This is a genomic window from Pseudomonas sp. NPDC089428, assembly GCF_044749325.1.
Taxonomy (GTDB): Bacteria; Pseudomonadota; Gammaproteobacteria; order Pseudomonadales; family Pseudomonadaceae; genus Aquipseudomonas.
Map to the genome: position 1 here is coordinate 186,773 of NZ_JBIVHT010000007.1, position 12,629 is coordinate 199,401.

13 protein-coding genes are annotated in these 12,629 nt (G+C 63.7%); 2 read left to right on the forward strand and 11 right to left on the reverse strand.

The features are described from left to right. Position 1 precedes the first annotated feature (1 nt). The 11 genes from lipB to ACIPZ5_RS15670 form a co-directional block, all read right to left on the reverse strand. A complete protein-coding gene (lipB, locus tag ACIPZ5_RS15620; RefSeq protein ID WP_400809541.1) occupies positions 2 to 649 on the reverse strand; it encodes a lipoyl(octanoyl) transferase LipB in 648 nt (215 codons plus the stop codon). Beyond that, complete coding sequence (locus tag ACIPZ5_RS15625) at positions 649 to 924, reverse strand: DUF493 domain-containing protein (protein WP_003249736.1); 276 nt, start codon at positions 922 to 924, stop codon at positions 649 to 651. Before ACIPZ5_RS15625 ends, lipB begins: the two co-directional genes overlap by 1 nt. Before the next feature lie 73 nt (positions 925 to 997). Further along, on the reverse strand, positions 998 to 2,158 hold the full coding sequence (locus ACIPZ5_RS15630; RefSeq protein WP_027917771.1) for a D-alanyl-D-alanine carboxypeptidase family protein: 1,161 nt from the start codon (positions 2,156 to 2,158) through the stop codon (positions 998 to 1,000). 223 nt (positions 2,159 to 2,381) lie between these two features. After that, on the reverse strand, positions 2,382 to 3,383 hold the full coding sequence (locus ACIPZ5_RS15635) for a septal ring lytic transglycosylase RlpA family protein (protein WP_400809543.1): 1,002 nt from the start codon (positions 3,381 to 3,383) through the stop codon (positions 2,382 to 2,384). Further along, entirely contained in the window at positions 3,383 to 4,393 is a 1,011-nt protein-coding gene (gene mltB / locus ACIPZ5_RS15640) for a lytic murein transglycosylase B (RefSeq protein ID WP_261941710.1), read from the reverse strand. Before mltB ends, ACIPZ5_RS15635 begins: the two co-directional genes overlap by 1 nt. A 17-nt stretch (positions 4,394 to 4,410) precedes the next feature. Then, positions 4,411 to 5,514 (reverse strand): rod shape-determining protein RodA, encoded by a 1,104-nt coding sequence (gene rodA / locus ACIPZ5_RS15645; protein WP_050437190.1) that lies wholly within the window; start codon positions 5,512 to 5,514, stop codon positions 4,411 to 4,413. A gap of 38 nt (positions 5,515 to 5,552) precedes the next feature. Beyond that, positions 5,553 to 7,442 carry a penicillin-binding protein 2 gene (mrdA, locus tag ACIPZ5_RS15650; protein ID WP_261941711.1) on the reverse strand — a complete coding sequence of 630 codons (1,890 nt, stop codon included), beginning with the start codon at positions 7,440 to 7,442 and terminating at the stop codon, positions 5,553 to 5,555. 16 nt (positions 7,443 to 7,458) lie between these two features. Then, complete coding sequence (gene rlmH / locus ACIPZ5_RS15655; RefSeq protein ID WP_008090421.1) at positions 7,459 to 7,926, reverse strand: 23S rRNA (pseudouridine(1915)-N(3))-methyltransferase RlmH; 468 nt, start codon at positions 7,924 to 7,926, stop codon at positions 7,459 to 7,461. 9 nt (positions 7,927 to 7,935) lie between these two features. Continuing rightward, positions 7,936 to 8,358 (reverse strand): ribosome silencing factor, encoded by a 423-nt coding sequence (rsfS, locus tag ACIPZ5_RS15660; RefSeq protein WP_176507069.1) that lies wholly within the window; start codon positions 8,356 to 8,358, stop codon positions 7,936 to 7,938. A 44-nt stretch (positions 8,359 to 8,402) separates the two neighbouring features. After that, entirely contained in the window at positions 8,403 to 9,062 is a 660-nt protein-coding gene (gene nadD, locus ACIPZ5_RS15665; RefSeq protein WP_343598842.1) for a nicotinate-nucleotide adenylyltransferase, read from the reverse strand. 1 nt (position 9,063) lies between these two features. Next, positions 9,064 to 10,335, reverse strand: a complete 1,272-nt coding sequence (locus ACIPZ5_RS15670) for a glutamate-5-semialdehyde dehydrogenase (protein ID WP_261941713.1) — start codon at positions 10,333 to 10,335, stop codon at positions 9,064 to 9,066. 204 nt (positions 10,336 to 10,539) lie between these two features. On the opposite strand from ACIPZ5_RS15670, the gene ACIPZ5_RS15675 reads away from it, so the two are divergent. Then, positions 10,540 to 11,232 (forward strand): DNA-3-methyladenine glycosylase, encoded by a 693-nt coding sequence (locus ACIPZ5_RS15675; protein WP_343598840.1) that lies wholly within the window; start codon positions 10,540 to 10,542, stop codon positions 11,230 to 11,232. Positions 11,233 to 11,235: 3 nt separating this feature from the next. Next, positions 11,236 to 12,552: a bifunctional DedA family/phosphatase PAP2 family protein gene (locus tag ACIPZ5_RS15680; protein ID WP_313714165.1), complete on the forward strand. Its 1,317-nt coding sequence runs from the start codon at positions 11,236 to 11,238 to the stop codon at positions 12,550 to 12,552. The last annotated feature ends 77 nt before the right edge of the window (positions 12,553 to 12,629 follow it).

Genomic DNA, 12,629 nt, shown 5'->3' on the forward strand with positions numbered 1-12,629 from the left:
TTCAGTCGATTCCGCCCGTGAGGGTCGTCTGCTCAGCATAGTCGAGGTGCTTGACCAGCTGTCCGCGCAGCCTTGTCCTGACCTCGTCGAGTTCGATCGGGCCTGCCAGGTCGCGCAGCTGGGTCATGGCCAGCCCCGCATACCCACAGGGGTTGATTCGGCGGAATGGCGCTAGGTCCATGTCCACGTTCAGAGCAAGGCCGTGGAATGAACGGCCATTGCGGATTCGCAGGCCGAGGGAGGCGATTTTCGCTCCGTCGACATAGACACCCGGCGCATCGGGCTTGGCCACGGCGCTGACGCCATAGCTGGCGAGCAGGTCGATCAGGGTCTGCTCGATGCGGCTGACCAGCTCGCGCACGCCAAAGCCCAGGCGACGCACGTCCAGCAGCAGGTAGGCCACCAGCTGCCCAGGGCCATGGTAGGTCACCTGGCCGCCGCGATCGGTCTGCACCACCGGGATGTCGCCCGGCACCAGCAGGTGCTCGGCCTTGCCGGCTTGGCCCTGGGTGAAGACCGCGGGATGCTCGACCAGCCAGACTTCGTCCTGGCTGTCCGGGCTACGCTGCTCGGTGAAGCGACGCATGGCCTCCAGCACCGGTTCATAGGGCTGCAGGCCAAGCTCGCGAATACCGAGGCTGAGCGACATCAGAGCACCATTTTCACGATGCCGGTGGCACGCAGGGCACTGTTGATGTCATGCAGTTGGTTTTCGCTTTCAGCGACGATATGCAGCTGCACGGTGGTGTACTTGCCTTCCTTGCTCTGGCGCTCGGCCAGTGTGGAAAGGTCGACCTTGGCATGCTTGCTGAGGATCTCGATCACCGTGTCCTTGAAGCCGACAACGGTGTCGCCGATTACCTTGATCGGGTAATCGTCGCAGGGGAATTCGATTTTGTGCGACTTGACGTCAGGTTCGCTCATGGCGGAAACGGCCTCGTAAGCCGTGGCAACAACAACGCCCCCGCAGGATGCGCGGGGGCTTGCAGGTCACGTATCAGTTGAACAACCCGTAGAAGAATAGACGGATGCTATCCCACATACGGCGGAAGAAACCACCTTCCTCGACGCCATCGAGGGCGATCAGGTCGGCGCTGTGAACCACGTTCTCGTCCAGTTTGACTTCCACTTTGCCGATCACGTCACCTTTGGCGATCGGTGCGGTGAGCTGCGGGTTCATGGTCATCGAAGCCTGTAGGCGCTTCAATTGGCCTTTAGGCATAGTCATGGTCAGGTCGTCGGCCAGGCCAGCCTTGACTTGGCTGGTAGCGCCCTTCCAGACCGGCGCCTGGGTCAGCTCGGTGCCCTTCTGGTAGAAGGTCTGGGTTTCGAAGAAGCGGAAACCGTAGGTCAGCAGCTTCTGGGTCTCGGCGGCACGGGCTTGCTCGCTGTTGGTGCCGAACACCACGGCGATCAAACGCTGACCGTCACGTACGGCCGAAGCCACCATGCAGTAGCCGGCTTCTTCGGTGTGGCCGGTTTTCAGACCGTCGACGGTCTTGTCGCGCCACAGCAGCAGGTTGCGGTTCGGCTGCTTGATGTTGTTCCAGAAGAACTCTTTCTGCGAGTAGATGGCGTAGTGGGCCGGGTCGATGTTGATGATCGCACGGGCCAGCAAGGCCATGTCGTGAGCGGAGGAATAGTGCTCCGGGTTCGGCAGGCCGGTCGGGTTCATGAAGTGGCTGTTGGACATGCCCAGTTCAGCAGCCGTCTTGTTCATCATGTCGGCGAAGGCGTCTTCGCTGCCGGCGATGTGCTCGGACAAGGCGACCGAGGCATCGTTGCCCGACTGGATGATGATGCCGTGCAGCAGGTCGCTGACGGTGACCTGGCTGCCGACCTTGATGAACATGCGCGAACCGCCGGTACGCCAGGCGTTTTCGCTGACAGTGACCGGGTCGTTCTCGCCGATCTGGCCACGACGGATGTCGACGGTGGCGATGTAGGCGGTCATCAGCTTGGTCAGGCTGGCTGGCGGCAGGCGCTCGTCACCGTTGTTCTCGACCAGCACGTTGCCGCTGGACGCGTCCATGAGTACGTAGGACTTGGCGGCCAGCTGCGGTGGCGCAGGCATCATCTGCTCTGCTGCGAAGGCAGCAGGCGTGAGCATCAGCAGTACGGGCAGGCAAAGTCGTTTGGCAAGGTTGGTGATGTTCATCCGTCTCTCGAAAATCGCTAATGGTCTGATGTTCCCTGGGCCACATCGTGTGCCCAGCGCCAGTCAGTCTAGTTTTGATGGCCATGGCCGGCCCACACCTGAACGTGCGAATCAGGGTGCGTCTTTACGTCGCTGCGGGCAAAACCGGCATTGTACATGGCCGTGGCCGGCAATTCATGACAAAACCGACAGTTTGTGGGGGCCAAGGCCCCCGGGAAAACTGTCAGTCAGCTGTGACCAGCTTGGCCTGCCCAAGGTTCGCCAGGCGAATGCTGTTCTGCGCCTGCTGGATCTCGCCCTGGCTGTTGAACGGCCCCAGACGCACACGGTGCAGGGTCTGCTGGTTACGCACGATGGAGCTGATGAATACCGGCGCGCTGACCATTGTGCTCAGCTTGGAGCGCAGCAGTTCGGCAGCATCCGGGTTGGCGAAGGCGCCTACCTGGAGGACGTTGCCGACACTGCCAGCAGGTACGTTGTTGCCGCCCACCTGCACCGGCACCACTGGCGCCGCATGCTGCTGCGGCGGTGGAGTCCACTGCTCGACACGCCCGGTACTGGCCGGGATCGCCTGGGTCTGGGCAACTTGCGGCTCCTTGAGCATCAGCGGCGGCTGCTGGCCCTTCTGCGCCCACCATTGTTGCGGGTCGATGCCTTCGACGCGCACGTGCGCAGTACCGATCTCGGCGTAGCCGAGCTTCTTCGCCGCGGCATAGGACAGGTCGATGATGCGGTCGGAATAGAACGGCCCCCGGTCATTGACCCGCAGAATGACGCTGCGGCCGTTGGCCAAGTTGGTCACCCGCACGTAGGCCGGCAGCGGCAGGGTCTTGTGCGCCGCGCTCATGCCGTACAGGTCATAGAGTTCGCCGTTGGCGGTGTTCTGGCCGTGAAACTTGGTGCCGTACCAAGACGCAGTGCCCTCGGCGCGGTAGTTGCGCGCGTCCTGCATCGGGTAGTAGGTCTTGCCCAGCACGGTGTACGGGTTGGCCTTGTAGGCTCCGGTGTGCACGGTCGGCGTGGCATCGGGGATCTTGTTGACATCCACATCCCACCACGGCGCTCCGTCCTTGTGGGCACGGTTGATGTCCAGGCCAGGCTGCGAGCGGACGACATTGCCACTGCCCTGGGAGGCAGGGCGGCTGGAGGAACAGCTGACCAGCAGCATGCCGACGGTCATGCAGGTCAGCAGCTTGAAGGTGTTGGCAGAGAAGATCGCGCGCATTACTTGACGCCCCGTACTTGGACCAGCTGTTGCGCAAGCTGATGCACCGCCATGGCATACATCACGCTGCGGTTGTAGCGAGTGATCGCATAGAAGTTCTTCAGGCCCATCCAGTACTCGGGGCCGTTGTCGCCCTCCAGGCGGAAGGCGGTGACCGGCAGATCATCGCGCAACGCATCATGGCTCGACCAGCCCAGCGCCCGCAACTCCCCGAAGGTTTTCGCAGGCTCGATACCCGTGGTCAGGCCAAGGTCTGCCTGCGCGCCACTGACCTGGGCACGGCTGACCACACCCTCGCCGGCCACCCAGCCATGGCGCTTGAAGTAGCTGGCCACGCTGCCGATGGCATCGTCGGGGTTGTTCCAGATGTTGATGTGGCCGTCGCCGTCGAAGTCCACCGCGTAGTTGCGAAAGCTGCTCGGCATGAACTGCGGCAGGCCCATGGCACCGGCATAAGACCCCTTGAGGGTGAGCGGATCGACCTGCTCGTCGCGGGCCAGCAGCAGGAACTCTCGCAGCTCCTTGCGGAAGAATTCCGCGCGCGGCGGGTAGTCGAAGGCCAGGGTCGACAAGGCATCGATCACCCGGTAATTGCCGGTGTTGCGGCCAAAGAAGGTTTCCACGCCGATGATCGCGACGATGTACTGCGCCGGCACGCCATATTCCTGCTCGGCACGGGCCAGCACCGCCTCGTGCTGGCGCCAGAAGTCCACGCCACGGGCGATGCGCGCGTCGGTGATGAACATCGGCCGGTATTCCTTCCACGGCTTGACCCGTTCAGCCGGGCGCGAGATGGCATCGAGGATCGACTGCTTGCGCTGCACCTCGCGGAACACACCGTTCAATTGTTCGGGGGCAAACCCATAGTCGCGGCTCATCTGGAGAACGAACTCGGTCACTTGCGGCGAACCATCGTAATCACCGGCATGGGCCAGCTGTACAGCGCCGAACAGGCCCACCGCGCCGATCCACGGCGCACAACGGGCAGCCCAGTTACGCACTGCTTGCATGAAATTCTTCACCTTATTCAAACCTGCGCGATCCATTTGCGGTGCGTGTGGATCGACATCAGAACGCCAAACGCTGACAGCAGCGTCACCAACGAAGTTCCGCCATAGCTAATGAAGGGCAGCGGCACGCCCACCACGGGCAACAAGCCGCTGACCATACCGATATTGACGAACACATAAACAAAGAAGGTCATGGTCAGGCTGCCCGCCAGCAGCTTGCCGAACAGCGTCTGCGCCTGCGCGGTAATCATCAGCCCGCGGCCGATCAGCAGCAGGTAGACGATCAGCAGCAGACAGATGCCGACCAGTCCGAACTCCTCGCCAAGCACCGCGATGATGAAGTCGGTGTGGCTCTCCGGCAGAAAGTCCAGGTGCGACTGGGTACCCAGCAGCCAGCCCTTGCCGAACACGCCACCGGAACCGATCGCCGCCTTCGACTGGATGATGTTCCAGCCGGTACCCAGCGGGTCGCTCTCCGGGTCGAGGAAGGTCAGAACACGCTGCTTCTGGTAGTCGTGCATCACGAAGAACCACATCGCCACCGCTACCGGCACCGTCGCGGCCAGTACGCTGAGAATCCAGCGCCAGCGCAGCCCGCCCATGAACAGCACGAAGGCGCCGGAGGCGAGAATCAGCAGTGCCGTGCCCAGGTCGGGTTGGCGGACGATAAGAATGAACGGCACGCCGATCAACACCAGGCTTATTGCCACGTGTTTCAAATGCGGCGGCAAGGTGCGCTTGGAGAGGTACCAGGCGATGGTCGCCGGCATGATGATCTTGAGGAATTCCGAGGGCTGGAAGCGGATCACTCCGGGGATGTTGATCCAGCGCGTGGCGCCCATGGCGTTGTGCCCCATGACGTCCACCACCACCAGCAGGAACACCCCCACCAGGTAGGCCAGCGGCACCCAGCGCGCCATGAAGCGCGGCTCCAGCTGGGCGATGACGAACATCGAGACCAGGCCGATGCCGAACGAGGTGGCCTGCTTGAGCAGCAGGTCCCAGTTCTTGCCGCTGGCCGAATAGAGGACGAACAGGCTACCGGCCGCGAGGGTCAGCAGGATGATCAGCAAGGGGCCGTCGATGTGGATGCGCTGCAGGAAGCTTGCGCGTCGACGCATCACGTCCTCGCTGGAGAGCATGCGATCGAAATTGTTCTTCACGGGGCCGTTTCCTGGGCGACGGTGGTAGGCGCGAATTCAGTCTTGAGCCGGCCGTTCTCGTCGAGCAGCCAGGCGTCCATGATCTGCCGCACCACGGGCGCAGCAACGCCGGAGCCGGACTCACCGTTCTCGACCATCACCGAGACCACGATCTTCGGATCGTCAGCCGGGGCGAAGGCGACGAACAGCGCGTGGTCGCGGTGGCGCTCCTGAAGTTTGTTGCGGTCGTACTTCTCGCCCTGCTTGATCGCCACCACCTGGGCAGTACCGCTCTTGCCGGCGATGCGATACTGGGCACCTGTCGCAGCCTTGCGCGCAGTACCGCGGGCGTTGTGCATCACCTGTTCCATGCCGTGGGTGACCTTGGCCCAGTCGGACTTGTCGCGCAGGACGATGTCTTCCATCGGGTTGGGGTCCACCGGCGGCTGGCCTTCGATGGTCTTGGCCAGGTGCGGGCGGTTCCACACCCCCTTGTTGGCGATCAGCGCGGTAGCCTGGGCCAGCTGCAGCGGTGTGGCCTGCATGTAACCCTGGCCGATACCGAGGATCAGCGTTTCACCCGGGAACCAGGCTTGCCGGCGGGTGGCGCGCTTCCACTCGCGCGACGGCATCAGCCCGGGCGACTCCTCGAACATGTCGAGGGCAACCTTCTGGCCAATGCCGAACTTGTTCATGTAGCTGGACAGCCGATCGATACCCATCTTGTGGGCAAGGTCGTAGAAGTAGGTGTCATTGGAGCGCATGATCGCGGTGTCCAGGTCGACCCAGCCGTCACCGGTGCGGTTCCAGTTACGGTATTTGTGATCGTAGTTGGGCAACTGGTAGTAGCCCGGGTCGAATACCCGGGTACTGGCGTTGACCACCCCGCTGTCGAGGCCGGCAATGGCTACTGCCGGCTTGATGGTCGAGCCCGGCGGATACAGGCCGCGCAGTACGCGGTTGAACAGCGGCCGGTCGATCGAGTCGCGCAGCTCGGCATAGGCCTTGAAGCTGATACCGGTGACGAAGAGGTTGGGGTCGAAGCTGGGCTGGCTGACCATCGCCAGCACCTCTCCGGTACGCGGGTCGAGCGCCACCACCGCACCACGTCGGCCACCCAGGGCGGCCTCGGCGGCTTCCTGCAGCTTGATGTCGAGGCTCAGGACGATGTCCTTGCCCGGCTTCGGGTCGGTGCGCTTGAGCACCCGCAGCACGCGGCCTCGGGCATTGGTCTCGACTTCCTCGTAACCGACCTGGCCGTGCAGCTCGGGCTCGTAGAAGCGCTCGATGCCGGTCTTGCCGATATGGTGGGTGCCGCTGTAGTTGACCGGGTCGAGGGTCTTCAGTTCTTTCTCGTTGATTCGCCCGACATAACCGACCGAATGGGCGAAGTGCGGGCCCTGCGGGTAATGGCGCACCAGCTGGGCAACGACTTCCACACCGGGCAGGCGGAACTGGTTTACCGCCACGCGGGCGATCTGCTCTTCGTTCAGCTCGAACAGGATCGGCACCGGCTCGAACGGCCGGCGCCCCTGCTTCATGCGTTTCTCGAACAGCGCTCGGTCATCGGGCGTCAGCTCCAGTACTTCGACGATAGTATCCAGCACTTCCTGCCAGTTACCCGCACGTTCGCGGGTCATAGACAGGCTGAAGCTGGGCCGGTTATCGGCGATGATCACACCGTTGCGGTCGAAGATCAGCCCGCGGGTCGGAGGAATCGGCTGCACATGCACCCGGTTGTTCTCCGACAGCGTCGAGTGGTAGTCGTACTGGATGATCTGCAGGTAGTACAGCCGCGCGACCAGCACGCAGATGAGCAGCATGACCGCCACCGCGCCGACAACGACGCGGTTACGCACCAGGCGGGCGTCTTTCTCGTGGTCCTTGAGACGGATCGGCTGCGACATCGGACTGCTTACAGGCTCATTTGTGGTAAGGGTGCCCGGACAATACCGTCCAGGCGCGGTAGATCTGCTCGCCGATGAGTATCCTTACCAACGGGTGCGGCAAGGTCAGCGGTGACAGCGACCAGCGTTGCTCGGCGCGCGCACAGACCTCAGGCGCCAGCCCTTCCGGGCCGCCCACCATCAAATTCACCGTGCGCGAGTCCAGGCGCCAGCGGTCCAGCTCGGTCGCCAGCTGCTCGGTACTCCAGGGCTTGCCATGGACCTCGAGGGTGACGATGCGTTCCCCAGGCTGAACCTTGCTCAGCATGGCTTCGCCCTCCTGACGGATCAGGCGGGCGACGTCGGCATTCTTGCCACGGGTGTTCAGCGGGATTTCCACCAGCTCGAGCGACAGCTCCTGGGGCAGGCGCTTGGCATATTCATGCCAGCCTTCCTCGACCCACTTGGGCATGCGCGAGCCGACCGCGATCAGGCGAAGACGCACGACGCTTCCTTATTCCCGGTCTTTCAGCTTGTCGGTGAAGTAGTCGCTGGCGTTTTCCGGGCTGTGGTGCTTGGCATCGGCGGCACGGCTCTGCTCAGCCCCCATCCACAGGCGCTCCAGGTCGTAGAACTGGCGGGCAGCGGCGGTCATCATGTGGACGATGACGTCGTTCAGGTCCAGCAGCACCCAATCGCTGTCGCCCTTGCCTTCTTCACCCAGTGGCTGCGCGCCCTTGGCCTTGACCGCTTCACGGACCTTTTCCAGCATCGCGTTGATCTGGCGGTTGGAGGTACCGGTGGCAATGATCATGTAGTCGGTCAGGCTGTGCTTTTCGCGTACGTCGATGACCTGGATGTCCTGGGCCTTGACGTCTTCCAGGGCGCTGATGGTCAGTTTGACCAGTTCTTCGCCATTGATTTTCTGCTTGCTCATAAAAAACTCTTCAACTCGTTTGGATGAGGCGCCCTGGGGCACCGTCAGTTAGGGGCACGATACAGTTCGTGCGCCTCGATGTAGGCCAGTACGGCGTCCGGCACCAGGAACCTCACCGATTTGCCGCTGGCCAGCAGCTGTCGGATCTGTGTAGCCGACACCGCGAGCGGCGTCTGCCAGACGAACGAAATATTCCCCGCCGGGCCGGACATGGCGGTGGGATCGCTCTCCGAGCGCGCAGCCAGCAGGTTGCGCAACTCGTCAGGGGGTTCAACGTCGGCATCCGGGCGTTGCAGCACCAGGATGTGACAGTGTTGCAGCAGTTCTTCCCAGCGGTGCCAGCTTGGCAGGCCGCAAAAGGCGTCCCAGCCCAGCACCAGGAACAGCTGGTCGGCGGCGCCCAGTTCGGTGCGGATCGACTCCAGCGTGTCGATGGTGTACGACGGTTTGTCGCGTTCAAGCTCGCGGGCATCGACGCTCAGGCAGGCGACGCCCTGTACCGCTTCGCGAACCATGGCCAGCCGGTCCTGCGCCGCCACCTGCGGGGTATCGCGGTGTGGCGGGCGGGCATTGGGCAACAGGCGCAGCTCATCGAGCGCCATGAACTCGGCCACTTCCAGCGCGCTGCGCAGGTGGCCGATGTGCACGGGGTCGAAGGTGCCGCCAAGAATGCCGATGCGCCGGACTGCCTGGGCCTTGCTCAACTCAGCAGGACTCCTGGCCGCGCAGCTGGCCGTCACCGATCACCACGTACTTCTCGCAGGTCAGGCCTTCCAGGCCGACCGGGCCGCGGGCGTGCAGCTTGTCGGTTGAAATGCCGATTTCCGCGCCCAGGCCATATTCGAAGCCATCAGCGAAGCAGGTTGGGGTATTCAGCATCACCGATGCCGAATCGACCTCGGCCATGAACTGACGGGCCTGGCCCTGGTGTTCGGTGATGATCGAATCGGTGTGGTGCGAGCCGTACTGGTTGATGTGCTCGATGGCCTGGTCCAGGCCGTCGACGACGCGGATCGACAGGATCGCGTCGAGGTACTCGGTGTGCCAGTCGGCCTCAGTGGCCGGCTTGGCCTCGATCAGCGCGCGGGTACGTTCGCAGCCACGCAGTTCGACGCCCTTTTCCTGGAAGCGGCGGGCCATTTCCGGCAGGAAGCCTTCAGCCACGCGCTGGTCGACCAGCAGGGTTTCCATCGCGCCGCAGATGCCGTAGCGATAGGTCTTGGCGTTGAACGCCACGCGCCAGGCCTTGTCCAGGTCGGCGTGCTCGGCCACATAAACGTGGCAGATGCCGTCCAGGTGCTTGATGACCGGTACGCGGGCATCGCGGCTGATGCGCTCGATCAGGCCACGGCCGCCGCGCGGCACGATGACGTCGACGAACTCGGGCATGCTGATCAGCGCGCCGACGGCTTCGCGGTCGGTGGTCTCGACCACTTGCACCACGGCAGCCGGCAGGCCCGCTGCCGCCAGGCCACGCTGGATGCAGATGGCGATGGCGCGGTTGGAGTGGATGGCCTCGGAGCCGCCGCGCAGGATGGTGGCGTTGCCCGACTTCAGGCACAGGCTGGCGGCATCGATGGTCACGTTCGGGCGCGACTCGTAGATGATCCCGATCACCCCCAGTGGCACGCGCATCTTGCCCACCTGAATGCCCGACGGGCGGTAGCTCATGTCGCGGACGGCGCCGACCGGGTCTGGCAGGCCAGCCACCTGACGCAGGCCGGTGATCATGCCGTCGATGCGCGCCGGGGTCAGCGCCAGGCGGTCAAGCAGCGCCGGCTCCAGGCCATTGGCGCGGCCGGCGGCCAGGTCCAATTCGTTGGCTGCGGCAAGCTCGGCGCGCGCAGCATCCAGCGCATCGGCGGCGGCCTGCAGGGCGCGGTTCTTCTGCGCGGTGCTGGCACGAGCGATGACGCGGGAAGCCTGGCGTGCGGCGCGACCCAGGCGGGTCATATAGTCAAGAACGGACTCAGTCATGGGTTCGGTGTCTTGGCGAAGGGGAAATCGGCTGATTATAACTGTCGCGCAGGTATACGCCCAGCGGCGGGTGGCGGATGGTAGAAAATGGCTCACAAGATTCCATAGGAAAGATGTAACCGCGCTTATCGAACTGTCCCGGTTCAGCCTCGATTAAGCCATTCATTGCTATCATCCCCGGCTTTATTGCCACGAACCGCCAGCATGCCAGTCTCAGCCCCCTGCCCTGCACGCGCCCTCCCCGACAGCTTCTTCGACCGCGACGCCCAGACCTTGGCCAAGGCGTTACTCGGCAAGGTCATCCGCCATCGCCACGGCAACCTGTGGCTGGCCGCACGGATCATCGAGACCGAGGCTTACTACCTGACCGACAAGGGCAGCCACGCGTCGCTTGGCTATACCGAGAAGCGCAAGGCGCTGTTCCTGGGCGGCGGGCACATCTACATGTATTACGCACGCGGTGGCGATTCGCTCAACTTCAGCGCACAGGGCCCAGGTAACGCGGTACTGATCAAGTCCGCCTACCCCTGGGTCGATGCCATCTCCGACGCCAACAGCCTGGCGCAGATGCAACTGAACAACCCCGATGCCAGCGGCAACCTGCGCCCAGCAGAACGCCTGTGCGCCGGGCAGACCCTGCTGTGCAAGGCCATGGGCCTGAAAGTGCCGCACTGGGATGCGCAACGCTTCGACCCGGAGCGCCTGTACGTCGAAGACTGCGGCATTGCCGTGCCTCGGGTGATCCAGGCCACACGCCTGGGCATACCCCATGGGCGCGACGAGCACCTGCCGTACCGCTTCGTCGATGCCGAATTCGCCCGCTTCTGCACCCGGAACCCGCTGCGTCGGGGCCAAGTCGAAGGGCAAGACTTTTTCATCCTCAAACAAGGAAGCTGAAACATGGGCCAATGGCTCGACAGCCTGACCGGCTGGCTCAGCGCCAACCCCCAGTGGCTTGGCGTGGCGATTTTCCTGGTGGCTTGCGTGGAATGCCTGGCCATCGCCGGCATCATCGTACCGGGCACTGTGCTGCTGTTCGCCGTTGCCGTCCTGGCAGGCAGTGGCGCGTTCAGCCTGGGGGAAACCCTGCTGCTGGGGTTCCTCGGCGGCCTGCTCGGTGACGCGCTGTCGTACACCATCGGCAAGTACTTCCACCAGAACATCCGCCGCCTGCCGCTGCTGCGCCACCACCCGGAATGGATCGGCAGCGCCGAGGCCTACTTCCAGCGTTATGGTATTGCCAGCCTGCTGGTCGGCCGTTTCATCGGCCCGCTAAGGCCGATGCTGCCGATGGTCGCCGGTATGTTCGACATGCCACTGCCGCGTTTTATCGCGGTCAGCCTGGTGGCGGGCGCGGGGTGGTCGGTCGCCTACCTGCTGCCAGGTTGGGCTACCGGAGCGGCGATGCGCCTGCCGCTGCCGGAAGGCTTCTGGCTGGATGCCGGTATCATCGCCGGCACCCTGGCGGTGCTGATCGGCCTGAGCCTGAACAGCAGCCTGCGCGATCAGCGTCATGGTACCCGCCTGATCGCAGGCCTCAGTTTCATCGCCTTGTCGGCGGTGTTTCTGGGCTGGCCTTACCTGCAGGCATTCGACCAAGGCGTGATGACGCTGGTGCAGGAGCATCGTAGCAAGGCGATCGACGGCACCGTGGTCCTGGTGACCCGGCTGGGCGACTTCAAGACCCAGTTTTTCCTGGGCGGCCTGTTGACCGGCTTGCTGCTCCTGGCGCGACAGTGGCGGCATGCCGTGTTCGCGGGCGGCACGCTGATCGGCACGGCATTGGCCAATGGCACGCTGAAATGGCTCTTCGCCCGTGCCCGCCCAGAGGTATTGGTCGATCCGCTAACCAGCTACAGCATGCCCAGCGGGCACAGTTCGGCATCTTTTGCGTTCTTCCTGACCCTGGCGGTACTGGCGGGGCGCGGAATGCCGCCGCGCATGCGCCTGACCTGGGTGATGCTGGGCTGCATTCCGGCACTGGCGATTGCCTTGTCGCGGGTGTATCTGGGGGCGCATTGGCCGACCGACATCATGGCCGGGGCCTTGCTGGCCTGTTGCGTGTGTGCACTTAGCCTGACGCTGGTGCAGCATCGACAGCCCCTGACTGCCATGCCGCAGCGGGTGTGGTGGCTGGTGCTGCCGGCGTGCACCGCGCTGCTGGCTTTCTTTGCCCTGCATGCGCTGCCTCACGCCCTGCTTCGTTACCAGTATTGAGGTTGCCTGTACTGGCCTCTTCGCGGCTAAAGCCGCTCCCACAGGGATCGCGCCAGATTCTAGAAACTGAGCAAGAC

Coding starts and splice junctions, on each gene's coding strand:
- rodA (WP_050437190.1), bottom strand. CDS start 5,514: ATGCGTCGACGCGCAAGCTTCCTGCAGCGCATCCACATCGACGGCCCC.
- ACIPZ5_RS15680 (WP_313714165.1), top strand. CDS start 11,236: ATGGGCCAATGGCTCGACAGCCTGACCGGCTGGCTCAGCGCCAACCCC.
- mltB (WP_261941710.1), bottom strand. CDS start 4,393: ATGCAAGCAGTGCGTAACTGGGCTGCCCGTTGTGCGCCGTGGATCGGC.
- mrdA (WP_261941711.1), bottom strand. CDS start 7,442: ATGTCGCAGCCGATCCGTCTCAAGGACCACGAGAAAGACGCCCGCCTG.
- rsfS (WP_176507069.1), bottom strand. CDS start 8,358: ATGAGCAAGCAGAAAATCAATGGCGAAGAACTGGTCAAACTGACCATC.
- ACIPZ5_RS15635 (WP_400809543.1), bottom strand. CDS start 3,383: ATGCGCGCGATCTTCTCTGCCAACACCTTCAAGCTGCTGACCTGCATG.
- lipB (WP_400809541.1), bottom strand. CDS start 649: ATGTCGCTCAGCCTCGGTATTCGCGAGCTTGGCCTGCAGCCCTATGAA.
- ACIPZ5_RS15625 (WP_003249736.1), bottom strand. CDS start 924: ATGAGCGAACCTGACGTCAAGTCGCACAAAATCGAATTCCCCTGCGAC.
- ACIPZ5_RS15630 (WP_027917771.1), bottom strand. CDS start 2,158: ATGAACATCACCAACCTTGCCAAACGACTTTGCCTGCCCGTACTGCTG.
- ACIPZ5_RS15675 (WP_343598840.1), top strand. CDS start 10,540: ATGCCAGTCTCAGCCCCCTGCCCTGCACGCGCCCTCCCCGACAGCTTC.
- ACIPZ5_RS15670 (WP_261941713.1), bottom strand. CDS start 10,335: ATGACTGAGTCCGTTCTTGACTATATGACCCGCCTGGGTCGCGCCGCA.